At 59.7% G+C, this 24,345-nt stretch carries 17 protein-coding genes and 2 pseudogenes; 10 read left to right on the plus strand and 9 right to left on the minus strand.

Translation table 11 applies throughout. From position 1 onward, the window contains the following. Positions 1-3 precede the first annotated feature (3 nt). The 9 genes from MKZ35_RS07605 to MKZ35_RS07645 form a co-directional block, all read right to left on the minus strand. Entirely contained in the window at positions 4-1,974 is a 1,971-nt protein-coding gene (locus MKZ35_RS07605) for a sensor histidine kinase (protein WP_482512632.1), read from the minus strand. Positions 1,975-2,463: 489 nt separating this feature from the next. After that, entirely contained in the window at positions 2,464-3,792 is a 1,329-nt protein-coding gene (locus MKZ35_RS07610) for a PAS domain-containing protein (RefSeq protein ID WP_482512633.1), read from the minus strand. 2 nt (positions 3,793-3,794) lie between these two features. Continuing rightward, complete coding sequence (locus MKZ35_RS07615; protein WP_482512634.1) at positions 3,795-4,622, minus strand: CheR family methyltransferase; 828 nt, start codon at positions 4,620-4,622, stop codon at positions 3,795-3,797. 296 nt (positions 4,623-4,918) lie between these two features. Further along, on the minus strand, positions 4,919-5,029 hold the full coding sequence (locus MKZ35_RS07620) for a hypothetical protein (protein ID WP_482512835.1): 111 nt from the start codon (positions 5,027-5,029) through the stop codon (positions 4,919-4,921). After that, the gene (locus tag MKZ35_RS07625; protein ID WP_482512635.1) at positions 4,978-6,381 is read right to left on the minus strand and encodes a sensor histidine kinase; all 1,404 of its coding nucleotides are present in this window, start codon (positions 6,379-6,381) and stop codon (positions 4,978-4,980) included. Before MKZ35_RS07625 ends, MKZ35_RS07620 begins: the two co-directional genes overlap by 52 nt. Positions 6,382-6,399: 18 nt before the next feature. Then, entirely contained in the window at positions 6,400-7,113 is a 714-nt protein-coding gene (locus tag MKZ35_RS07630; protein ID WP_482512636.1) for a response regulator transcription factor, read from the minus strand. 350 nt (positions 7,114-7,463) lie between these two features. After that, complete coding sequence (locus MKZ35_RS07635; RefSeq protein ID WP_482512637.1) at positions 7,464-8,792, minus strand: lactonase family protein; 1,329 nt, start codon at positions 8,790-8,792, stop codon at positions 7,464-7,466. A gap of 176 nt (positions 8,793-8,968) precedes the next feature. Next, the gene (locus MKZ35_RS07640) at positions 8,969-9,616 is read right to left on the minus strand and encodes a DUF1223 domain-containing protein (protein WP_482512836.1); all 648 of its coding nucleotides are present in this window, start codon (positions 9,614-9,616) and stop codon (positions 8,969-8,971) included. Further along, positions 9,547-9,750 (minus strand): DUF1223 domain-containing protein, encoded by a 204-nt coding sequence (locus MKZ35_RS07645; RefSeq protein WP_482512638.1) that lies wholly within the window; start codon positions 9,748-9,750, stop codon positions 9,547-9,549. The genes MKZ35_RS07640 and MKZ35_RS07645 overlap by 70 nt, the downstream gene beginning before the upstream one ends. A 591-nt stretch (positions 9,751-10,341) precedes the next feature. Between MKZ35_RS07645 and MKZ35_RS07650 the strand changes: the two are divergent. From MKZ35_RS07650 to MKZ35_RS07695, 10 genes and pseudogenes are all read left to right on the plus strand, one after another. Continuing rightward, a pseudogene (locus tag MKZ35_RS07650) lies at positions 10,342-11,982 on the plus strand (MFS transporter); the annotation flags it as partial. Positions 11,983-12,087: 105 nt separating this feature from the next. Beyond that, a complete protein-coding gene (locus tag MKZ35_RS07655) occupies positions 12,088-12,663 on the plus strand; it encodes a helix-turn-helix domain-containing protein (RefSeq protein ID WP_482512639.1) in 576 nt (191 codons plus the stop codon). Then, positions 12,609-13,062, plus strand: a pseudogene (locus MKZ35_RS07660) (transposase). The gene MKZ35_RS07655 and the pseudogene MKZ35_RS07660 overlap by 55 nt, the downstream one beginning before the upstream one ends. Before the next feature lie 583 nt (positions 13,063-13,645). Continuing rightward, on the plus strand, positions 13,646-16,993 hold the full coding sequence (locus MKZ35_RS07665; RefSeq protein WP_482512640.1) for an efflux RND transporter permease subunit: 3,348 nt from the start codon (positions 13,646-13,648) through the stop codon (positions 16,991-16,993). A gap of 68 nt (positions 16,994-17,061) precedes the next feature. Beyond that, entirely contained in the window at positions 17,062-17,385 is a 324-nt protein-coding gene (locus MKZ35_RS07670) for a hypothetical protein (RefSeq protein WP_482512641.1), read from the plus strand. A gap of 20 nt (positions 17,386-17,405) precedes the next feature. Beyond that, complete coding sequence (locus tag MKZ35_RS07675) at positions 17,406-18,557, plus strand: efflux RND transporter periplasmic adaptor subunit (RefSeq protein ID WP_482512642.1); 1,152 nt, start codon at positions 17,406-17,408, stop codon at positions 18,555-18,557. A gap of 182 nt (positions 18,558-18,739) precedes the next feature. Beyond that, the gene (locus tag MKZ35_RS07680; RefSeq protein WP_482512643.1) at positions 18,740-20,209 is read left to right on the plus strand and encodes an efflux transporter outer membrane subunit; all 1,470 of its coding nucleotides are present in this window, start codon (positions 18,740-18,742) and stop codon (positions 20,207-20,209) included. 76 nt (positions 20,210-20,285) lie between these two features. Continuing rightward, positions 20,286-22,076 carry an ABC transporter ATP-binding protein gene (locus tag MKZ35_RS07685; RefSeq protein ID WP_482512644.1) on the plus strand — a complete coding sequence of 597 codons (1,791 nt, stop codon included), beginning with the start codon at positions 20,286-20,288 and terminating at the stop codon, positions 22,074-22,076. A gap of 331 nt (positions 22,077-22,407) precedes the next feature. Beyond that, entirely contained in the window at positions 22,408-23,295 is an 888-nt protein-coding gene (locus tag MKZ35_RS07690; protein ID WP_482512646.1) for a M48 family metalloprotease, read from the plus strand. A gap of 112 nt (positions 23,296-23,407) precedes the next feature. Continuing rightward, positions 23,408-24,307: a PhzF family phenazine biosynthesis protein gene (locus MKZ35_RS07695; RefSeq protein WP_482512647.1), complete on the plus strand. Its 900-nt coding sequence runs from the start codon at positions 23,408-23,410 to the stop codon at positions 24,305-24,307. Positions 24,308-24,345: the final 38 nt, after the last annotated feature.

The raw sequence follows: 24,345 nt of genomic DNA on the forward strand, positions 1-24,345 counted from the left end.
GTGTTACTTTATCCGCAGCTCGATAGTCACTATGGTGCCGAGGCCGGGGCGGGAGTCGATGGAAAAGGTGCCGGCCAGCAGATCGACGCGGTTGCGGACGCTGGTAAGGCCGATGCCGGAGTGCAGCGCGCGGGCTTCAACGGGGTCGAAGCCCTGGCCATCATCTTCGGCGGAGATAGATACATGGTCATCTTCCCGCACCACATGTACAAAGGCTCTGCGGGCCTGCGCGTGCTTGATAATGTTGTTGAGCAGCTCCTGTACAATACGATACACGGATACTTCGAGCTGCTGGGGCAAATCATCAAGGGAGCCATTCAGATACAGGCGCACGTACAAACCCGAGCGCGGGATGCGCTTCACCAGCTCCTCCAGCGCCGATTTCAAGCCAAAATCCTGGAGAATACCGGGCGTTAGCTCAAAGGAAATAGTGCGCGTGGCTTTTATCGCTTCTTCGAGCAAGGCCAGCGCCGCCTCGCGGGAGGAAGCACCGCCTGAGCGGTTTTCCAGATTGAGCTTGGTAGCGTAAAGCAGCTGGCCTACGCCATTGTGCAAGGCTTCCGCGATACGCTTGCGCTCCTCTTCCTGGGTGGTCAGAATGGCGGAATGCACCTCCTGCTGCTGGCGCAGCTTCAGGCGGGTAGCTTCCTCGGCCAGGCGCACGCGCTCGGTTACGTCGCGTATCAGCATCAGCCCTCCTTCTACGGTGCCTTCCGTGCTTAGCAAAGGCACGAAATAAGACTCGAAGTGACCTACGCGTTCGTAAAGCTGAAGATTATATTTCGTAACCCGCTTTCCGGCCAGCACTTTAGTGATGGCTTCTCCCTCAGGGCCGTCGCGGTGATGCGGAAACAGGTCAAATAAATCCTGACCCAGCACCTCAGCTTCGGTCTTGCCGGTATTCAGCTTCATTACTTTGTTCCAGGCCGTGAGGCGGCGCTGGGCATCGAAGGCCATAATGCCGTCGACGCTATTGTTGAGCAGGCTTTCGGTAAACTCTTTTTCCCGGCGCAGCTGCTCCCTGCCCCCGCGCTGCACGGTGATGTCGCGCATCACGGAGTGCAGCACGGGCTGGCCATTCAGCGTAAAGCGGGTGAGCGATACTTCCATCCATAGCTCCTGCTCGTTTGATCCCAGCATCAGCCACTCAAAGCGGTGCCAGCCATTGCGCAGGGCCTCGGCGCTGTGGGCGTTGGCGGCCTCCGCCGAAGGCTTGCCACTGGGTTGCACGTCGGGAGCAAACAGGGAAATATGCTGCCCCAGGAGCTGGCTTTTGTGGTGCAGGGTAAACAGCTGGAGCGCGGCCTGGTTGCAGTCGATATAGCGGTTGTCCTGAATAAGCAGCGTGGCGTCGCGGCTTTGCTCAAACAGCAGCCGAAAGCGGGCCTCGCTGGCTTCCAGCGCCCGGAGGCTCGCGCGCGACTCGGTGATGTCGATGACGGCCAGGCGGCAGTTTGTTTTTCCCGTTTCCGACAGCATCGTCAGCCCCTCCAGGCGGGCGAAGAAGCGCGAGCCATCCTCGCGCAGCAGCTCCATTTCGCAGGTTTCGCGGGCGTCGGAGCGCATAGCCCGGAGCAGAAACTCCTGAAACTCGGGCCGGCATTCTGTTGCCACGAACAAGGCAAAGCGGCGGTCTTGCAGGCGTGTGCGTACGGTGCCCAGCAACTGTGCGGCCCGCAGGTTGAGCAGACGAATCTGGCCCTCCTCAGTGAGCATAAAGTAGCCCACCGGCCCGAAGTCGTAGAGGTCGACGTACTGAGTGTGAGCGGCTTCGGCCGCGGCCTGCGACAACAGCAGCTCCTCGTATTGCATTTCCAGCTCTATCTGATGCACTTGCAGCTCCTGCACGAGGCGCTGCGCGTCGGCCGGCACACCATCGCTCACGCTTTCCGTTACCAGGCGCCGGCGCGTTTCGGCGCGGGCCCGCAGCTGCTGCAACGCCTCATGCACGGAAAGCCACTGGTCTTGGTCCATAGCGCGAACAAAATTGAATAAGTAAAAAAGCCCCCAGCCTGCTTTTCTGGCCCTTGTCGCCGTATTGCTAGTGCATACGCAAAGCGGCAAATGATGATAGAATGACTGGGGGGCTTTTTTACAATAGCAAAGAGAAACCGGCCGGAGCGAGTGAACAGTAAACGACCAGAACGACCAGCTTCCCTCCTCAGCTGAGGAGGGGATGCGACAGCGCAGCCGACGCTGGGGTGGTGCCACCGGAGGGAGGTCGTTGTTTGGTTGTTTGGTTGTTGAGGTGAGCGTCATGCAGAACGCAGTGAAGCATCTCGCGTGCTGAGGTGAGGTTAGTAATCCCGCTAAACAAGCGAGATACTTCACCGCGTTCTGCATGACGTTCACCTCAACAACCAAACAACATCAGCAACGCCCGTCAGCCACCCCAGCCGCGCTTTCGGCACGGCGTCCCCTCCTCAGCTGAGGAGGGGAGCTGGTCGTTCTAACTTTGATTTTCTAGTCCGCGGCCGGGGCTATATCCTTGCTCACGCCCAGCAACAGGCAGTCCAGTAGCGAGCCGTGATTGAGGAGACGGCGGCCGTACACCAATACCTTGCGGGTGCCCAGCTGGGGCAGCTTTATCTGTAAAGGCCCCTCGTCGAACTCCTCTTTTTTATCGCTTATCAGATTCAGCAGCAGCCGGCGCAACGGCGGCACATTCCAGGCGCCGCCGTTCAGATCGGTCAGGAGCTGGTTTTTGGTTTCGGCCACATTCAGCTGATAGCGCTCAGCAAAGGCTTGGCTAATGGTGAGGATGCGCAGGTCGCTGTTGAGCACGAGCATAGGCTCCCGCACCGTTTCGATAATGCTCTCAGCAAAGCTGGTACTGGCTTGCAGCCTTTCCTCCAGGTGCCTGAGCTGGGTGACCTCGTTGAAGGTGATAACGGCCCCATTAATGTAATTGTCGAGGGTGCGGTAGGGCAGAATACGCATGGCGTACCACTCGCCCGTGGTGGCCTGAATAATGGTCTCCACGCTCACCAGCCGGTCGATTACCTGCTGCACGTCGCGGGTGAGGTGGTCGTAGCGCAGGGTATTGGCAAAGTCGGTGATGGAGCGGCCCACATCGGAAGCTACCAGCTTAAAAATGCGGCCCACGGGCGGCGTAAACCGCTTAATCAGCAAATCATTGGTAAGGAAGATAGTCGCTATTTCGGTGGCGTCGAGCAGGTTTTTCATGTCGTTGGCCGCCTGGCTTAGCTCCTCCGTCCGGCTTACGTACTGCATGTTCAGGGTCAGCAGCTCCTCGTTCATGCTCTGCATCTCCTCCTTGTTGGTCATGGCCTCCTCGTTGGTGCTTTGCAGCTCCTCATTGGCGCTTTGCAGCTCCTCGTTAGTGCTTTTCAGCTCTTCCAGACTGCTTTCCATCTCCTCAATGGTGGTTTGCAGGCGCAGCTCGGTGTACTGCAGCTCCTTTTCCAGGGTGGCTACCACCGTGTCGCGACCCAGCTCGGCGTTGTGGACGCTGGCTTTGCCCAGGCGCACTTTGCGGGGCGTGGGCTGCTCCTCAAACGCTACCAGCATCAGCCCCTGCAAATGCTCGGGCTCAGCCAGGTATTTTACGCTGAGGCGCACCAGCTGAAACCTGCCTTCGGTGGCCAGCTTCACGTTCTCCACCGCTACATCCTCACGGGTGGTGCTTACCTGATGAATAGCCCCCGTCAGCTCGTAGCGCAGCTCCCCGCGCACCATCTCGAAGATGTTCAGGTGGCTCAGGCCGGGGGCGGGCTCCAGATAGCGGCCGGTGCGCCCGTTCACGAACAGGATTTCGCCCTTCGGATTCACGACTACCGCCGGGGGGCAAAATAGCGCAGCAGCGCCTTCTGCACCAGCATGGCAAAGGGGCCGTCTTTGCGGGCTGCCCCCATGCCGGCGCTGCTGGCTGGCACGATGGGCGCCGTCGGCCGCGCCAGGCCCGACGGGAAATTGATCAGGCGCAGCATGGTAGACACGCCTTCCAGGCGCCGCGAAATCTTCCACTTTATATCCAGGGGGGCAAATAAATCCTGGAAGCCCGTCAGGTTCTCGCTGGGGCCCAAAAACAGCAGCCCGCCGGGGTTCAGGGCAAAATGGAACATCGGCAGCAGATTGCGCTGCAGCTCCGACGACAGATAAATCAGCAGGTTGCGGCACACCAGCAGGTCGAGCTTGGTGAAGGGCGCGTCCTTGTTGATGTTGTGGGGGGCAAAAACCACCAGGTCGCGCACTTCCTTCTGAATCACGTAGCCGCCATCTGTTTTACTAAAGAAGCGCCGCAGCCGCTCGGGGCTTACGTCGGCCGCAATGTTTTCGGGGTAGAAGCCAGCGCGGGCGTAGGCGATGCCCTCCGCGTTGAGGTCGGTGGCAAAAATCTGCACTTTCAGGTAGCGCTCGGGCGCTATCAGGTCGAGACATTCGAGCAGGGTAATAGCCAGCGAATACGCCTCCTCGCCGGTAGAGCAGCCGGGAGCCCACACCCGCACCAGACTACCCTCAGCCTTGGTGCGCAGCACGGGCAGCATATGCTTTTTGAACGAGTCGAACGCTTCCGCATCGCGCAGAAACTTGGTTACCCCGATGAGCAGCTCCTTAAACAAGGCCTCTACCTCCGCCACGTTTTCCTGTAGGTAGCGCACGTAGTGCGTAAAGTCCTTTACTAATCACACGAACGCGAGCAAGATGCTTCGTTGCTCTCAGCATGACGTTCTTTTCATCGAAGCTGTTTAGGAAGTCTTAAAACGAAAAAAGAACGTCATGCTGAATCTGGCGTCCGCTTGTCGAAGCATCTCTCCCGCTTCGTCAAGCTCGTTTAATAGCGTGGTAGAGATGCTTCGACAAGCGGACGCCAGATTGAGCATTACACCAAAACGACTTCCTAAACAGCTTCATTTACTGTCCACATACCCTATCATGTTTCCCGGCATACGCCCCCCTAAGGCGCGTACCTGGGCAATGAAAAAGTGAAGCAGGCGCCGGCGCCTTCGGTGCTGGTCACGGTGAGGTCGCTGCCGTGCAGGGCCACGATTTTGCGGGCAATGGCCAGGCCCAGACCCAGGCCGTCCTGCGTTTTTTCGCGCACCTGATCCGAGCGGTAGAAGCGGTCGAAAACGTGGGGCAGGTCGTGGGGGCAATTCCGCGGCCCGTGTCGCGCACCAGCAGGGCGATGCGCTGCCCGGCGTCGGGGGCCGCCACTTCTACTTCCACTTTGCCGCCGGGCGGAGTATAGCGCAGGGCGTTGTCGAGCAGATTTTGCAGAACCCGCTCAATCAGGCCCACGTCGGCGCACACGAAGGGCACATGCGGCGCATAGCTGGCGTGCAGCCGAATGGTGCAAGCCTGGGCCTCGGGCTCCAGCTTGAGCAGCACGTCCTGTACCAGCTCGGTCACCGAAAACGGCTCGGGGCGGGGCACCGTCTGCCGGGCTTCCAGCTTGCTCAGCTCAAACAGCTCCGATACCAGCCGTTTCAGACTCTGCGTATTCTTGAGAATGGTGTGCAGATAGGTTTGCCGCTCAGTCTCGGTGAGCAGGTGCTCCTTGAGCAGAATGGTTTCGGTGTAGCCCTCGATGCTGGCCAGGGGCGTACGCAGGTCGTGGGAGATGTTGGCCACCAGCTCGCGCCGCAATTGGTCGTTGCTGTGCAGGGTGGCCACGGCCTGCTCGGTGCGGGCGGCCATCTCGTTGAAGGCGTCAGCCAGCGCGCTCAGCTCATCGCCGCGCCGAATGCCAGCCACGCGGGCCGCGTAGTCGCCACTTTGCAGGCGGCGCACGGCGGCGGCGAGGCGGTCGAGGTTTTTAGTCAGAAAAGAAATCAGCACTAAGCCCAGCGCCACTACGGCCGCACCGGCCACGGCGAGCGTACGCAGCAGCACCCCCAGGCTGTAGCTTTGGCGCAGCGAAGCCGACTCGTCGGCCTGCTCACCGCCGCCGAGCGTGATGTAGAGAAAGCCGTGCGGCCGGCCGGCGCGGGTGTGCAGGGGCACGGCCGAAAAAGGCCGCTCCACGGCCGGATTGCGCGGATCGGCCCCCAGAATGGGTAAGGGCACGGTGCCGGCCAGCAACTCCCGCACCGGCTCCAGCGGAATGCGGTTGAGCTTCACCTCATTAGGCTCGGCCGAGGAAGTCAGAATCTGCCCATCGAGGCCAATAATATAGAGCTTGATATTGGGGTTAATAGTCATGGCCGCCTCGAAGGTCTGGCGTAGGGCCGCCTGCGGAATCTCGTTGGTGGCGGAGTCGAGGGCCAGCACCTGGGCCACGGAATTGGCCAGGGTACGGTTGCGCTGCTGGATGTTTTCGGCCAGATAATTCTCCGTGCTCTGGGCCAGCAGCAGCACATATACGATGCTCACGCCCAGCAGCAGCAACACAAACAGCAGCGACAGGCGCGCCTGCAAACTCCTCGGCCACCCCCATCAGCTTAGCTCATCACTGAGCTTGTAGCCCACGCCCCACACCGTCAGGATATGCTCGGGCCGGGCAGCGTCGGCTTCAATTTTCATGCGCAGCCGATTAATATGTGAGTTCACAGTGTGCTCGTAGCCGCCGTAGGAGTAGCCCCACACCAAGTCCAGAAGCTGGGTGCGGGTGTAGGCGCGGCCCGGATGGCGCAGAAACAACAGGAGCAAATCGAACTCTTTGGCCGTGAGGTCCACCACTTTGCCCCCCACGGTCACGCGGTGCAGGTCGGTATCGAGCAGCAAGTCGCGCCGGGCGTACCGGGTGAGCGTCGCTCCCCCCGCGAAGCCGGGCTCCAGGTCCGGGGCCGAGCGACGCAGCCGGGCCTTCACCCGCGCCACTAGCTCGCGCACGCTGAAAGGCTTGGTCAGGTAGTCGTCGGCCCCCAAATCCAGGGCCAGCACTTTGTCAATTTCCTCGTGCCGGGCGGTGAGCATGAGAATGGGCGTGCTGACGTGCTGCTCGCGCAGGCGGCGGCACACCTCAATGCCGCTCAGGCCCGGCAGCATAATGTCCAGGATAATCACATCGAAGGTGCCCTCCTTCGCTTGGCGCAGGCCCTCCAGCCCATCGCGCGCAATAACCGCCTGACAGTCAATATCGCGCAGATTGACCTGCACGAGCGTGGCAATGTCGGCGTCGTCTTCCACAATGAGGGCGCGCTTGGTCATGGGGCTAGGAGGAGTGAACTAGGGTGTGTGAACAGTAGCTGTTTTTAGCCCCAGAAAGGCGGTCATGCAGAGCAAAGCGAAGCATCTCGCCAGCGGTCGTAAGAGTAGTAATCCTGCGTCAGCACGCGAGATGCTTCGCTTTGCTCTGCATGACCGCCTTTTTGGTAGAACAGCGCTACTATCCACACCCTAAGCAATTTAAATATAATTATTTAACGGCAAACTTCAACTTTACCAACTGCCCGATGACCTGCTAGTGTGAGTAATACAGCATCAGCCCGCGAGATGCTTCGCTCCGCTCTGCATGACGCCCTTTTTTAATCTTTTATTTTTGATGACTACTCAAGGAGCTATTTCTCGAAGCCCGTGAGGCCCAGAAAGGCGTGCTGCTCTTTGGTTTTGCCTCTCGACGAGGGAATGTAGTACGGCGAGCCGCTTTCCTCGGTGAGGGCGCCATTGGGGGCCATTTTAAAGGTAGTAATAGAGTGGCTTTGGAAGGCGCCCAGCACGTAGAGGTAGCCGCCGGGCGTCTCGTACATATCCTTGGTATCGCCCATTGGCAGGTTGCCGCCGCGGGCAAAAAAGTTAGGGTTCAGGGATTTGCTGAGCCGATTATCGGGGCCAATGTCAAATACGCTCACGATGTTTTCGCCGAAGCTGGCCACGTAGAGCTTGGTGCGGTCCAGGCTGACGTGGGTCCAGCATCCTTCGTCGTTGCGGCCCCCGGTGGCGAAGTTTTGCAGCTTGGCAGCCGTTGTGCCATCGTGCACGGTGAGGCTGTTGTTTTCTTTGGAAGAGTGCAGATTGAAGTTAGACATATAGATGTACTGCCCGTTGGGGCTCCACGAGATGCCAATGTTGCCCGACACGCCGGGCTCCTCGTACAGGCCCGTTTGGGTAAGGGTGCCGCCGGCAAAGCTGTATACATACAGCCGGCCAGGCTTTTGCACCGCCAAATCGGCGTCGGGGGTCAGGAAGTGAGCTACGCCCCAGGTAGAGGTAATGAGCTTCGTGCCCGTCGCATTGAACTCAACGGAGGTGGGGCCGCCAAACTGGCCGCTGTCGTAGGTAGGCCCCACGCGGCTGAACTGCAACACGCCCGTGGCGGGGTTAAGAGTGAAGATGGCGAGGTTGCGCAGCGCGCTGGCCTGCACCGTGCCCACGGCCACGGCCGGACTCATTTGGTAGTTCGGATTGCTGTGCTGGTTGGCCACCACCACCCAGGTAGTGCCGCCCACGGTGCTGGCCGCCAGCGAGGCCGCCCGGATGCCGCGCGAGTCCATGTTGTCCATGGCCGGCGTGGCCGGGTTCTGGTCTATCTGGGTCAGGCGGCCAGTGGTGCGGTTTACCTTAAACACCGAGATGCTGCCATTGGTGGGGTTGGCCCCGGCATTGACGGCCAGCAGGTAGTCGCCCACCATGCGCAGGGCTCCCTGGGTGTCGAAGTCGCCCTCGGCCGCGTCGCCGGCAGCCCCGGTCAGGTAGGGCGAGCTGGGCAGCTCGGTCAGGGTGCCGTTGCTACGGCGGCCCAGGGCAATAATGCCGTTGCCGGTAGTGGCGTTGGTGCTCGTGTACACGAATCCGACGTAGTTGGCGGCGGGAAAGTCAATGGGGCCGTCGTCCTTACAGGATGACACCAGCGCCGCGGCGGCCAATAGAAGAAAAAGGGAGTGTTTCATAGGGAGTCAGTAAGGGAACGGTGGTTGCGTGGCTCCTGGCGGCTTGCCAGGCGGGGTTGCTGATGAAAAGCTAAAGCACGGGAGTAGCTATCACGAAACGGTCACGAGTTCAACCTGTTTCTATAACCGGCGGCGCGGCTTACCACATAACCAGCTCGGGTAGCCAGGCCAACTCCTCAGCGCAGGGGCAGCGTAGCCGCGCCCACAATGCGGCGACGCTGCCGCTCCTGCACCAGCACCACCAGACGCACGTTTTCGGGCTTCCGCTGCCGGTTAATCGCAACCGTAGGCGTGGCGGCGAACGTGCCGTCCGCGCCCACGCTGCCCAGGCTCCGCAGCTCGCGTACCACGGCCGGGTGCCGGAGCAGACGCCCCGAGTTCTCGCCCCGCCCTACATTCGTTGAAAGACCTTTTTCCGTGATGGCCAGCAGCACTTCGGCCCCGTTGGCAGTCGTGGCTTGCTTTACGCTTACCCGTAGCGGCAGGCTGATACCGGTGCGGCCCGCCTCAGCGGCCATCAGCGTCACCTCGGCGCGGGGCACTTGGGCGGCGGCCGTAATAGCCTGGGTAAGCTGCGCGCGCCGGCTCCCCACCAGTTCGCGCTGCCCGGCCACCACGGCCTGGGGCGTATAAGTATTGGACTGCAATACGGCCGCGTACTGCCGCTGGCGCTCCGTGAATTGCGGAGCCGAAAAGGGGTCGCGCCACCCCAGGCGGTTCCAGTAGTCTACGTGCTCACTCAGGGCAATAACCTCTATGCCGGCCAGGGGCTGGGTTTTTCCAGCTCCAGCAGCACGGCATCCGCCGCGGGGCAGCTGGAGCAGCCTTCGGACGTAAACAGCTCCACGACGACGGGTACGCGGGCGGCGCCGGGCGCTGGTGCGTCAGGAGCCGGCAAACGACCGGAAAGCACGGCCGCGGCCAGCAAGGGCAGGGAAAGCAGAAGCAGCTTTTTCATGGGAGCTCAGGCAAATAAAAGCTTGATTATGTGAGGAATGCAGGTCGATTGGGCGCTGCTCTCTTCTCAACGAGAAATACCAGCTTATCGTGGCGCTGGGGCGGGCTGAACGGCAGGCCGGGCTGAACGCCAGACCCAAAAAAGCCCCCCAGAGCTTCCAGACGTTCTTTTACCATTTCACCGCCGCATTTCGTGATACAATTAGCATACAATCAATAGCTTATCAGGGCGTGTGGATAGTAGAGAAAAGAACGTCATGCTCCATCTGACGTTCTTTTTTGGGCCTAGAAACCACTTCTTAGCTTACTGTTCATACACCCTAGCAGGCGACGGCCGGCTGTGGCGGACCACTATCGGCGCTGAGGCCGGAAGCATAGCCGGGTTGTTCTACGGTAGTATTCCGACAACTTTGGAATCGCAGAATCACTACGCTGGGGGGCAAATTCGGGCTGGTTGGTCGTAGTAGCAGCAATTTTTGGCGTGGCTACGTAAACTAACAGGTTCGCCCGCGAATGGCTTAGTTCCAGATTTGCCCCCCATGCCTGCTTCCACTACCCTTACCCAGCCTACACCTACTTCCCCTTCGCTCCCCTCCGGATTCCGTTTTTTCGGATGCTCTGGGTAGCGTCGTTTGTGTCCAACATCGGCACCTGGATGCAGAACGTGGGTGCCGTGGGGCTGATGACGGAGCTGACGCCGTCGCCGGTGCTGGTGGCCTTGCTCCAGACGGCCTCGGCCCTGCCGGTATTTCTGCTCAGCCTGCCCGCCGGCGCGCTGGCCGACCTGGTTGACCGGCGCCGAATGCTGCTCTTTACCCAAACCTGGATGGCCTCGGTGGCGCTTCTGCTGGCTCTGCTCACGTTTATGGGCCTGACCACGCCCTGGCTGCTGTTGCTGCTCACGTTTATGCTGGGCCTGGGCGGCGCCCTCAACAACCCCGTCTGGCAAACCGTAACGCCCGATCTGGTGCCCCGCGCCGAGCTGCCCCAGGCCTTGGCCCTGAATAGCGTAAGCTTCAACCTCGCCCGCGCCTTTGGGCCGGCGCTGGGAGGCCTGGTGATTGGCTACTACTCGGCCGGGGGGGCTTTTTTGATTAATGGCCTATCGTTTCTGGCTACCATTTACATGGTGTGGCGCTGGCAGCGCGAGCCCCAGGCCACCTCTACCCTGGCCACCGAGCGGGTGGTGGCCGCTATCCGGGGCGGCATCCGCTATGCACGGTTTGCGCCGCCGGTACAGCGTATTCTGGTGCGGGGCGTCAGCTTCACGTTTGGGGCCAGTGCCCTGCTGGCCCTGATGCCGGCCGTGGTATCCCAGCGGCTACACTTGCCCACTTCCTTCTACTCTACCTTGCTCTCGTGCATGGGGCTGGGGGCCGTTATTGGGGCCGTCGTGCTGCCGCGCCTCAACCGCGGCCTCACCATCGACCACCGCGTGACGCTTTCGACTATCGCCTTTGCTATGGGAGTGCTGGGGCTGGCTTTCGCCGATAGTCACTGGCTGCTATATGGCTTGCTGGTGCTGGTGGGGTTGGCTTGGATGCTGGTGCTCAACTCTTTCAGCGTGGGCGTACAAACGGTGGTGCCGCGCTGGGTACAGGCCCGCACCATCAGCTTATACCTGCTTACCATTCAGGGCGGCATGGCCCTGGGCAGCGTGGTCTGGGGAACGGTGGCTGCGCAGTGGGGCTTGCCTGTTGCTTTGTCGGGTGCCGCTATCTGGCTGGGGCTGAGTACGCTGCTGGTATTCCGCTATTCGCTTATCAATGCGCCCGAAAGCCTCGACTTTACCCCCGCCCGCCAGCGGCCGACGCCCGTGCTGGCCGAGGAAGAGCCGGCCCCGGATGCTGGCCCCATTATCATCACGACCACTTACCGCATTGCCCCCACCGACCGCCCTGCTTTCGCGGCCCTCATGGAGGAGCTAAGCCGCATTCGCCGCCGCGAAGGCGCCATCCGCGTGGGCCTCTACGCCGATCTGGCCGATCCGACCCGCCTGGTGGAGTACTTTATGGTGGAATCGTGGGAGGAGTACGAGCAGTTGCATTACCGGGGCGTGAGCCGGGAAGAAGCCGAGATAAAAAACCGCGCCCGCGAGCTGCACATCGGCCCCGAAATGCCCTACGTAGCCCGTCTGCTGGCCCTCTATCCCGAGCCCGCCCCGCCGCCCCGCGTGATGGTGCCAGGCAGCACCCGCCACATTGCCAGCACCGCCGGCGAAACCTCGGCCTAGTAGTAGTCCCTTCCATTGCTTCCTCTCTAAAGGAGTTTTCTAACACAATGGGACCTCAAGGGGAGCGAGCTATAGCGAATTCGTAAACAGTTCATCCACTATTGATTGCTATACGTAGCGAGAAGCATGAAACCGTACTCGCTTGACTTACGCGCCCGCGTGGCCGCCGCCTGCCAGGAACCGGGCGCGAAAAAGGCCGCCGTGGCCCGGCGCTTCGGCGTGAGCCGCTCCTTTGTGAAAGACCTGGTGCGCCGCCAGGCCGGCACCGGCTCCCTGGCACCGGCGCCGGCCCGCGGCGGGCGCGCCCGCTACCTGGACGCCGCCGCGCAGGCCTGGCTGGTGGCCTATGTAGACCAGTACCCCGCCGCGACGCTAGCCGAGCTGGGCCTGGCTTGGCAGGCCAGCGGCGGCCGGCCGGTGGGTCAGACTTGCCTCTGGCAGGGGCTGGACGAACAGAACCTGCGGCGGAAAAAAGCCGACACGCCACGGAGCGTAACACGCCGCGGGTGCGGCAGGCGCGCCAGCAGCACGTCGAGCAGGTCTGCACTCGCCCGGATGTGGCCCGCTTTCATTTTCTGGACGAGACGGGCCTGCGCCTGGACTATGCCCGCACCCACGCCCGAGCGGTGGGCGGGCGACGCGTGCCGGGGGGCGTCCCGATCACGCGGGGTCGTTCGCTGACGCTGATCGGGGCCTTATCGGTGCACGGGCTGGGGGCGGTGCAAGTGTTGCGCGGGGCCTTGAACCAGCGCAGCTTCGCCTTTTACGTGACCCAGTGCCTAGCCCCCACGCTACAACCGGGCGATGTGCTGGTGCTCGACAACCTGGCCGTGCACAAACTCGGGGGGGCGCGAATGGCTGGCCGAGCGGGGGGTGGAGCTACTGTTTCTGCCGCCTTACTCGCCCGACTTCGCGCCCGTGGAACAGGCCTGGAGCAAGCTCAAAACCAAGCTGCGCGCCTGCGCTGCCCGCTCCTGCCAGGCCCTACAAGAGGCCCTGCACGAAGCCCTCGACTGGATTACCAGCCAAGATGCCCGCCACTGGTTCGACCACTGTGGCTACCACACCCAGCCCGTCTGATAACTGGACGAATGGTTCACGAAACCGCTATACCTCTAAAGAAGTCTAATTGCTGGTTTCTTTTCATAATTATAATTTTTTTAGCAATTTATATAGCTTTTTTATCAATGAAAAAGCAAACATACCTTTTATCAAATATTTTTATAATTAAATTATAACCAATCGAAATTTAACTATTTATAGTTGAGCTTTTTTAGCACCAAGCCTTAACGAGACGCGAAAGGACCTGATCCGTTATAAGTCGTATCACCGTGTAGCTGCCTCTCTTTTAGCACCCATTAGCACGGACGTAAGCTGGCAGCAAGGCACAAGCAAGTGCAGTCAGATAGGCCGCAGACACATTCATTTGTCCGAAAAGCGGATTTACCTCTTTATAGATGGAAGGTGAGTTAAAGGAGTATCCAACTTTCACGGTCGAACCCAACCTTCCGCCTCGTAAGTGGTTGGTAGTGTGAATTTGCCCCCCAGAAGCTATTTATATTGGTCTAAACAGCTACGAATACGTACCTCGACAGCACGGCCCTAGTTGTTCCTGTTTATCGAGGCCAAGCTTATTCCTTGTTTTTTATTCTAGCCTATGTGGATGGTTCGCCTGGCGCTTTCGCGTCCGTACACCTTTATCGTGATGGCCCTGGTAATTCTGGCGGGGGGCATTTTGACCATCTTCACGATGGCGGTAGACATCTTCCCCGAGGTCAATATTCCGGTGGTGGGCGTGGTGTGGAGCTACTCGGGCATGAGTGCCGAGGAAATGAACCAGCGCGTGCTCAACGTGAACCAGCGCGTATATACCACCACCGTCAACAACATCGAGCACCTGGAATCCCGCGCCATTAAGGGCGTGGGCATCATCAAAGTGTTCTTCCAGCCCGGCACCGACCCCGATGCGGGCGTAGCTCAGCTCACGGCCATCACCGCCACCCTCATTCGGGGCCTGCCCCAGGGTATTGGGCCCCCGCTGATTATTCGCTATTCGGCGGCCAACGTGCCCATCGCCCAAGCCAGCCTCTCGTCCCAAACCTTGGGCGAAGCTGACCTCTACGACGCCAGCCGCTCTTTTGTGCGGCCGGGCTTGGCGGTTGTGAAAGGGGCCTCGCTGCTGGTGCCCAACGGCGGCCGGTCGAAGCAGATTATGGTCGACCTGAAGCCCAATGCGCTGGCGGGCAAGGGCCTTTCCGGCAATGACGTAGTTAATGCCCTAACCACCCAAAACGTGATCCTGCCCGCCGGCACCGCCAAAATTGGTGATCGGGAATACGACGTGCGCCTCAACAGCAGCCCGGAGCTGATTGCCACGCTCAACGATCTGCCGGTCAAGGAGGTAGATGGCATAACGGTGTACATTCGCGACGTAGCGTTTGTGCACGAGGGCGCAGCCGTCCAGACCAATATTGTGCGGCAGGACGGGCTGCGCACCGCCGTTATTCCTATCCTGAAAAGCGGGATTTCCAGCACGCTCGACGTGATTGACGGCATAAAAAAGGCTTTGCCCAATGTGGTAGCTACTTCGCCGGAAGGGCTGGAGGTGAAGCTGTTGTTCGACCAGTCTTTCTTCGTGCGCTCGTCCATCACGGGGGTAGCCGTGGAAGGCTGCGTGGCGGCGGCCCTCACGGGCGTTATGATTCTGCTATTTCTGGGCTCCTGGCGGTCTACGCTCATCATTGTTATCTCCATTCCGCTCTCGGTGCTGGTCACGATCATGCTGCTCCGGGCTTTTGGGCAGACGCTTAATATCATGACCCTGAGCGGCATCGCGCTGTCCATTGGTAACCTGGTGGACGATGCGACGGTGGAAATCGAGAATATTCACCGCAACATGGGCATGGGCAAGGGGGTGAAAAAATCTATTCTGGATAGTGCCTCCCAAGTGGCACTGCCAGCGCTGGTTTCGACTCTGGGCCTGGCTATCGTGTTTGTGCCGATTTTCTTCCTCTCCGGTGTTTCGGCCGACATTTTCACGCCCCTGGCCCTCACGGTTATTTTCGTGCTGTTCGTGTCGTATTTCTTGTCGCGGACCTTACTGCCGACCCTGGCCCGCGTGCTGCTGCGCAAGGAGTTGCCCATCTACCATGAGCAAGGCCCCGAGCAAGTGCCCAGCGACCATATACGCGACGGCAAAAAAGTAAGTGAGTACGAGAAGGAGCTAGCCCAGCTGCGCCGCGAGCAGGTAGATAAGGAGCAGGCCGCCAACCTTCAGGGTGAGGACGAGGAAAAGCCCCTCACGGCCGAGGAAAAAGAGGGTGCCAAAATCATTCAGAAAAGCTGGATCTGGCGGGTGCATCAAGCTTTTGAAAAGCGATTTGATAAGGTGCGCGAGGCTTATCAAAGCGCCTTGAGCTGGGCGCTCGACCACCGCAAAACCACGGTTATTGGCTTCACGGTGCTCTTTATTGGATCGGGCTGCCTGTACCCGTTTATTGGACAGGATTTCTTTCCACGAGTAGATGCCGGGCAAATGCGCCTCCACGTGCGTGCTCCTGCCGGCACCCGTCTGGAAGAAACGGAGCGGCGCTTTCGGGAGGTGGAAGGCATCATTCGGGAGGTAATTCCGGCCGAAGAGCTGGAGCTCGTACTATCTAATATTGGCTTGCCGAGCATTCCGGTGAACCTGCTGCTGAGCGACAACCCGGTGATCAGCTCGGCCGACGGCGAGATTCTGGCTTCGCTAAAAAAGGGCCACGGCCCCACGGACGAGTACATTCAGGAAATCAGGCGGCGGGTGCAGCGCGAACACCCTGACCTGACCATCTTTTTCCAGCCCGCCGACATTGTTAATCAGACCCTGAACTTCGGCCTGCCCGCCCCCATCGACGTGCAGGTGACGGGCCGGGAAATGGAGGTTAACGAGAAAGTAGCCAAGCAGCTTCAGCAGAAAATAGCAGCCATTCCGGGCGTGGTGGATGCGTTTATTTTCCAGATAAAAGCCCCCCAGATTCGCCTCGACGTAGACCGGGTGCGTGCCCAGCGGGCCGGCCTCACCCAGGCCGATATTGCTGACAACGTACTGGTTAACCTCAGCTCTAGCACTCAAACCGACCCAAACCAGTGGCTGAACCCGGAGAGCGGGGTGAACTACACGGTGGCCGTGCAAACGCCCCCCCGAGAGCTGGCCACTCTTAATGATATTCGGACCATCGGCATCACCAGCCCCACCCAGACCGAGGCCCAGCTGCTGAGCAGCTTTGCCCAAACCCGCCGCGACCAAACCGACGCCGTGGTGAGCGACTATGACATTCAGCGCGTGGTAGATGTCTACGCCAGCGTGGAGGGCCGCGACCTGGGCGGCGTGGCTAAGGAAATCCGCGATATCATTGAGGAAACCAGTAAAAATCTACCTAAAGGCACTACCATCGAATTGCGCGGACAGGTGGAAAGCATGAAAACCTCCTTCACTGGTCTGGGCATTGGCCTGGCCGGTGCCATCGTGCTGCTATACCTGCTGATGGTAGTCAATTTTCAGAGCTGGCTCGATCCGTTTATCATTATTACGGCGTTGCCGGGAGCTATTTCGGGCATGCTCTGGATGCTGTTTGTTACTCAAACTACGTTCAGCGTGCCCTCGCTCATGGGTGCCATTATGTGCATCGGTATTGCCACGGCCAACAGCATTCTGGTGGTGTCATTTGCCAATGAGCGGCGCGAGGCTCAACCCGATCTTAGCCCCCGCGACGCGGCTATTGATGCGGGCGTAACCCGGCTGCGCCCGGTGCTGATGACGGCCCTGGCCGCCATTATCGGCCTCATGCCGTTGTCATTGGCGCTGGGCGAAGGTGGTGAGCAAAACGCGCCCCTGGGCCGCGCGGTTATCGGCGGCTTGCTGCTGGCCACGTTTACCACTCTGTTTTTTGTGCCGGTCGTGTTCAGCTATTTCAAAAAGAAGCAGCTGGTAGCCGAAGAAAAAGAAGCTGAACAAGACCGTGTAGCGGCCTAAGCAAGGCCGTCGTCCACCACTTGTTACGATACCCGAAGCTGCCGCTTCAACTTACGTTACTCTCTCCTATGGCTATCCATTCCGACGACTACAAAGAACCGCCCAAGGACGACCCGCGCCCCGACGAGCCTGCCGCCGACTCTGACCAAGATAACCGGCCTGACAACCTCGCACAGCGCGCGGAGCTAGGCGACACGTTTGCAGGTGAAAAAGCCCCCCAATCCTCACCCGAAGCAGACTGGAGAACGTCTTCCCCACCGAAGCCCGACGAGGAAGCCCGCAAAAAGGATCAGGAATCGAAGGCTGATAAGGAGATAGAAACAAAAGCTTCGGGGGACGACGAAGACAACGAAAAAAGCCCCCCACCAAGAAAAAGCGCCGTATTTGGCTGATCACGCTAGGTATCGGGGTCGTGTTTGCGGCCCTGCTGCTGACGGGCTTATTGCCGCGCTTAAGCAAAGACAAAAAGCGAAAAGAAGCAGCCGAAAAAGATGCTAATGCCCTGACCATCGTAACGGTGGAGCCCGCCGCTGCTGCTCCCGACACCACCCGCGTAGAGTTGCCCGCCGACACGCGCTCCAACCGCGAAACGTTCGTGTTTGCCCGCGCCAACGGCTTCGTAAAGACCTGGTACACTGATATTGGCGCCCGCGTGAAGCGTGGTCAGCTGCTGGCTTTGCTCTCTACGCCCGAGCTGGATCAGCAGGTGGCGCAGGCCCGCGCCAGCCTTAATCTGGCGCGCACCAGCTTCGAGCGGTTGCGCAGCATTGAGCTGCCAGGGGCCATTTCGCAGCAGGAGCTGGATGAAGGCCGGGCTCAATACGAAGCCCAGCAGGCGGTGCTCAACGGCCTGCTCGCTCAGCAAGGGTTCCGGCGCGTTACGGCCCCGTTTAGCGGCATCGTAACGCAGCGCAATGTGGAGGTCGGCGCGCTGGTATCGGCCAGCAACGCGGAGGGTACGCAGCTGTTCAAGATTGAGCAAACGGATACGCTGCGTGCTTTCGTCGATATTCCCCAGAACTTTGTGGCTGGAATTGAGCCGGGAGTCATTACGGAGATAGTAGTGCCCGAATATCCCAACCGCACTTTCCCCGGCCGCGTGGCCCGCGACGCGGGCGCCCTGAACGAGGAAACCCGCACGCTGCTCACCCAGGTACAGGTGCCTAATACTGACAGGCTGCTGCGGCCCGGCATGTTTGCCCAGGTTCGGTTTCAACTGCCGCGCACCCGGCCCAGCGTGGTTATCTCCGCCAACGCCTTGGTGCCCAGCGGTATTGAGCCGCGCGTGGTAGTCGTTGCCAACAACAAGATTCGCTACCAGACCATTGTGCCCGGCCGGGATTTCGGCGACCAGATAGAAGTGACAAAAGGGTTGAAAGGCGGCGAGATGCTGGTCGTGAATCCCATTGAAAGCCTGCGCGACGGCCAGCAAGTAGAAGCTCGCAAGCCCAAGAAAGAAGACGAAAAGCCCGGCGGCCAGTCGAAACCCAAAGCCCCCGAGCGCCCCTACGACCCCGACCGGCCCCGCGTGGAAACGCCCGCCGCCAAGAAACCGGATAAGTAACCTCCCGCTTGGGAAGTCGTTGTTTGTAGCGCGAAGCTTCTGCTTCGCGTATCGTTGCTGAGGTTGAACAAGTAATCTGAAAAAACTCCCACCGGGAGTCGTTCAACGGTACGCGAAGCAGAAGCTTCGCGCTACATTCCAAGCCGGAGCTTGGGGTTACATCTTTTCACCGCTCACTCTGCATGAGGCCACTGCCCTACCCATATATCTGCCACCTGCTCACCTTGCTGCTGTTCGGCAGTTTGACTGGCTGTGCCCGCGTCCCGCGTTATCAAGCGCCCGCTGTACCGACGCCCACCGCCTGGAAGAATGGCTCCGGTTCCGCTTCAGCAGCTACTTCAGCACCCGTCGCGCAAGCCCAGCAGCCAGCCATATCTGCTTGGTGGACCATTTTCAATGACCCTGAGCTAACCAAGCTGGCAGAGCAAACATTGGGGGGCAATTTTAGCCTGAAATCCGCCGTAGCCCGCGTCGATGAAGCCCGCGCCGCCATCCGCGTAGCCACGTCCACGCGGCAGCCCGAAGTCACGCTCGATCCGCAGGCTTACATTACCCGGCTCTCAGGTTTGCGACCCGTGCCATTTGCTACGGGGGGCGAAAATGGTGGCGCTAACACCTCCAGCGGCATTACCCAAACGCAGTATTATGTGCCGCTCAATGTTAGCTACGAGGTAGATGTGTGGGGCCGTTTGCGCCGCGGCATCCAGGCAGCCAAGGCCGAAGCGGAGGCCAGCGAAGCCGAGCTGCGCACGGTGCAGCTCAGCCTTACCGCCGACGCGGCCACCTACTACTTCGGCATTCGCGGCCTCGATGCCGAGCTGGCCGTGCTTGATAGCACCTTGCTGGCCCGCCGCCAAAGCCTGGCGCTTACTACTGCCCGCTTCACCGCCGGCGTCGATAATGAAATAGCCGTGCGGCGCGCCGAAACCGAATTAGCTACCGTTGAGGCCAGCTTGTTTGATGCGCGGCGCCAGCGTAAAGGTCTCGAAGCGGCGCTGGCCACTATTACCGGCCAGTCGGCTAGCGCCTTTACCTTAGCGCCGCGGCGCGGGCCGCTAAATGCCCCCCAGGTCCCTGTTTCCGTTCCCGCCGCACTGCTCACTACCCGCCCTGACTTGCTCCAGGCCGAGCGCCTGCTCGCCGCCACCGACTCGCGCGTGGATGCCGCCCGCCTGGCTCGCCTGCCAACGCTTCTGTTAAATGGCTTCATCGGCCCCCAGGCCGCCGACCTGCGCGATTTGCCCAAGATTTCGGATAACTATACGTACTACTTAGGGGGCGGAATTTCAATTCCGGTTTTCAACGGCGGCCGTCTGCGGGCCAACCAACAGATTGCCCAAGCGCGCTACGATGCTCAAGCGGCCGAGTACCGGCAAACGGCGCTGGTGGCCTTTCAGGAAGTGGAAACGGCCCTGGCTGATGTGCAGCAAACTGCGGCTCAGCTCGCGGCCCAGCAGCGCGCGCTCACTGCGGCCCGTCAGGCGGGTCGCCTCACCCTGGAGCGCTACCGCCGCGGCCTCACCGACTATTTTCAGGTGGTCGATGCCGACCGCATCACGCTGAATGTGGCCCGCCAGCTGGTTCAGATTCAGGCGAACCAGCTGCGCTATACAGTGCAAGTAGTGCGGGCTTTGGGAGGAAGTTGGGAGTAAATTGGGTATTGCTTGAGGCTTTGCTTAAACTTCTACTCAGGCTCGCGGCTTTTCAGCCATAACCCTCCCCTCCTCCATGCGCCTACTCTACTCTTATCTGCGCCAATACCGAGGCCTGTTGGCTTTAGCCCTGGCGCTGGCGGCCGTCAACCAGATCTTCTCGCTCCTCGACCCCTGGATTTTTCGCAAAATCATTGACCAGTACGTCGTGCAGCCCGGCGGCGAGCTGCACGACATCAATCCAGGCACTTTTATCCGTGGGGCCGGCGTGCTTATTCTGGCCGCTATGGGCGTGGCCATGGTGTCGCGCATCGCCAAAAACTTCCAGGATTATTACGTCAACGTCATCACCCAGCGCCTGGGGGCCCAGCTGTATTCCGACGGCCTGCGCCACTCACTGGAATTGCCTTATCAGGTATTTGAAGACCAGCGCTCGGGCGAAACCTTAGGCAAGCTGCAAAAGGTGCGCTCCGATGTGGAGAAGCTTATTCAAAGCTTTGTAAACGTGCTTTTTACCTCATTAGTGGGTATTATTTTTGTGGTGGTGTATGCCATTACGGTGTACTGGGTTATTGCGCCGGTGTACTTTCTTACCATTCCGCTGCTGGGTGTTCTTAGCTCCGTATTGAGCAAGAAAATCAAGGTGTTGCAGAAGACCATCGTGGCCGAAACCACGGCTTTGGCGGGCGCTACTACGGAGAGCTTGCGCAACATCGAGCTGGTAAAAAGTCTGGGGCTTGGCCAGCAGGAAACCCTGCGCCTGAATGCCACCACCAACAAGATTCTGAAGCTGGAGCTGAAGAAGGTGCGCTATATCCGCTCCCTATCGTTCATTCAGGGCACTTTCGTGAATTTGCTGCGCAACTGTATTCTGCTGCTCATGCTGTTTCTAGTGGTGAATGGGCGCATTACAGTGGGCGAATTCTTCTCGCTGTTTATCTACTCATTCTTCATTTTCGGGCCTTTGCAGGAGCTGGGCAACATTATCAATATCTACCGCGAAACGGAAGCTTCACTGGCCAATTACCAGCAGATTCTGGACACACCAAAAGAAGTGAAGCCCAGCAATCCGAAGCGTATCGAGCAAATCCAGACGCTCCGTTTCGCTGACGTGCGCTTTCAGCATTTGTCGGCCAACAACGCGGCGCTGGATGGTATTTCTTTTAACACGAAGCTCGGCGAAACCATTGCGTTCGTGGGGCCTTCCGGTTCGGGCAAAACCACGCTCGTGAAGCTGCTCGTTGGCCTGTATCCGCCCGCCAGCGGCCAGATTCTGTACAACGATTTGCCCGGCAACGAGCTTGACCTGGATCAGCTGCGCGAGCAGATCGGCTTCGTAACCCAGGACACCCAGCTATTCGCCGGCACTATCCGCGAAAACCTGCTTTTTGTCGCGCCCCAGGCCACCGACGAGGAGTGCCTCCGCGCGCTACAGCAAGCCGCCGCCACCACCTTGCTGGCCCGCGCCCCGCAAGGTCTGGATACGGTCATCGGCGAAGGCGGCGTGAAGGTGTCGGGGGGCGAAAAGCAACGCCTGAGTATTGCCAGAGCGCTTTTGCGCCGACCAACTTTGCTGGTTTTTGATGAGGCTACGTCCTCCCTCGATTCGCTTACCGAGGAGGAAATCAGCCAGACCGTGCGGGAGCTGTCAGGCTCGCGCCAGCACATTACCATCCTCATTGCCCACCGCCTTAGCACTGTGCTCCACGCCGACCGCATCTATGTATTGGAGCGCGGCCGCATTGCCGAGCAAGGCCGCCACGCGGAACTGCTGGCCACCAAAGGATTGTACTACGCCATGTGGCGGCAGCAAATTGGGGAGCGGACGGCCGCCACACCCACGGAAGGCGTACCAGCCTTAGTATAGAGAACATGTAGGTAGCATCCGGATAAATTCAGGCGGTCATGCAGAGCGGAGCGAAGTATCTCGCGTGTTTAGCGGGATTAGTAACCCATTTAAACACGCGAGATGCTTCGCTCCGCTCTGCATGACCGCCACGCTTATGTGCCGCTGTAGTACAATGCTGCTCCTTCCTAAATACCTCTAACTCGACAACTAAATTTTACTTTTTGTTCGCTTTTCAAACGAAAAGCCCGCCAGATAACGTTATGATTTCGAACCGCTGACAAGCTGACTGCTTTGTGCCTCTGGCCGGAAAGTTGCCTTCGTAAAGCGTCAACTTTATCAAACTTTGTCTATGAAAACCAACCGCATCTTCCGCCGTGTTGCAGGCCTGTTGCTTGCTGGGGGGCTTTTTTTATCGGGTAATGCAGCGACGGCCCAAACAAATAATGGTGGCCGGCGCGACGTGTTGCGCGAAATCACGGATGTGGTCGGGTTGAAACCCCGCTTCGAGCTGCGCTCCACTTCGGAAGTGCAAAACGCGGCGGCTGTCGTCTATAACGGGCAGCGCTATCTGCTGTATAATCCGCAGTTTGTGGGAGCCGTGAACCAAGCTGGCCGCACCGACTGGGCCGGCATCAGCATTCTGGCCCACGAGATGGGCCACCACCTCAACGGCCATACCCTGCGCGCCGGCGGCAGCAACCCCACTGATGAGCTGGAAGCCGACGAGTTTTCGGGCTTCGTGCTACGCAAGATGGGCGCTAGCTTAGCGCAGTCTCAGGCTGCTATGGCCGTCATTGCCGATGATCAGGCTTCGGCCACCCATCCTGGCCGCCCTACTCGCCTCAAAGCGATTGGCGAAGGCTGGCAACGCGCCAACGGCCAGATTGTAGCCAGTAGAAATACCACTGCCCCATCCGCCGCGCCGGCCGTTCTGACGCAGCGGACCCCGCCGGCCACGCCGGTGCAAACGGCTAGCTCGATGGTAAGCGTAATTGGAAAAATCACTTTCCGCGACAACCCCGACGAGCAGTATTATCTCACCGACCGCCTGAGCGTAGTGCGCCTGGCGGGCAACAGTCGTTCGGCCCAGGTAGTAGGCCGCCTGACGCGCTCCAGCAGCCGCACTTTTCCGTACGTGCTTACCGATGGGCAGCAGCGCCGGCTGTACGTAAGCGCCAATGGGGGCGTATTTGACACTGATGGCGAACAAGTTGGCCGCCTTTCCGACCCTTCTTAAGTCTTGGTTGAGTTTTTGTCTAAAGCTAATTCCTCCCCCGAGGAATTAGCTTTTTTTATATCTAACTCTCCGTACTCTTCCTACCTTAGGGGTTCCGTTCCTGCTGCCACCTATGCCCATTTCCTACCCCTTTTTGCTTGTTGATGCTTTTACCCAAACAGCGCTAAGCGGCAACCCGTGCGCGGTGGTGTTTGATGCTGATGAACTTTCTGCGGAAACCATGCAGAAGGTGGCCCGCGAGTTCAACCAGTCAGAGACCGTATTCGTGCGCCGTTCGCCCACCGCCGATTTTGGATTACGCTACTTCACGCCGGCCGAAGAATTGCCACTGGCTGGCCACCCTACTATTGCCGCCGTCACGGCCCTGATTTATGCGGGCCGCCTGCCGCTGGCCGGCATCCACACTACCTTGCAGCTGGAGCTGCAGGAAGGTCCGATTCAGATTGACGTGTTGGCGCCTGGGGGGCAAAAGCCGACGCACGTCGTGATGACCCAGCGCCGCCCGGTATTTGGTGCCGTGCACGAGCCGGAAGTGGTGATGCCCTTTTTTGGTCTCACCCCCGACGACCTCTATCCTGGCTCCCTCATCCAAACGGTGAGCACCGGCACGCCTCAGCTCATGGCGCTGCTCCGCAACCACGACGCTCTGCGCCGCGCCACTCCCCCCGAGCCAATAGCTTTCCGCAAGTACCGCGCCTCCAGCGACTTTTTCAGTCCGCATTTGTTTTGTTTGGGCGGCGTTACGAAGGCTGGCCACACCTTCGCCCGCCACTTTGGTGTGCCCCCCGATACCATCGAAGACCCCGTTACGGGCTCCGCTACGGGCGGCATGGCCGCCTATCTGTGGCACTATCGGTATCTGGATTCACTCAATTTTGTGGCCGAGCAGGGTCATTGGCTAGACCGCCCTGGCACCGTGCAAGTGAGCGTGCGGGGCTCACATGAGTCCATTGAGATGGTGCAAATTGGCGGTACGGCCGTGGTTGTAGCCGTAGGCACCATGCGAATTTGAGAATTCCTGCACGCGGTAGAGACGCGACACTTCGCGTC

This window comes from Hymenobacter sp. R533113 (assembly GCF_056835965.1).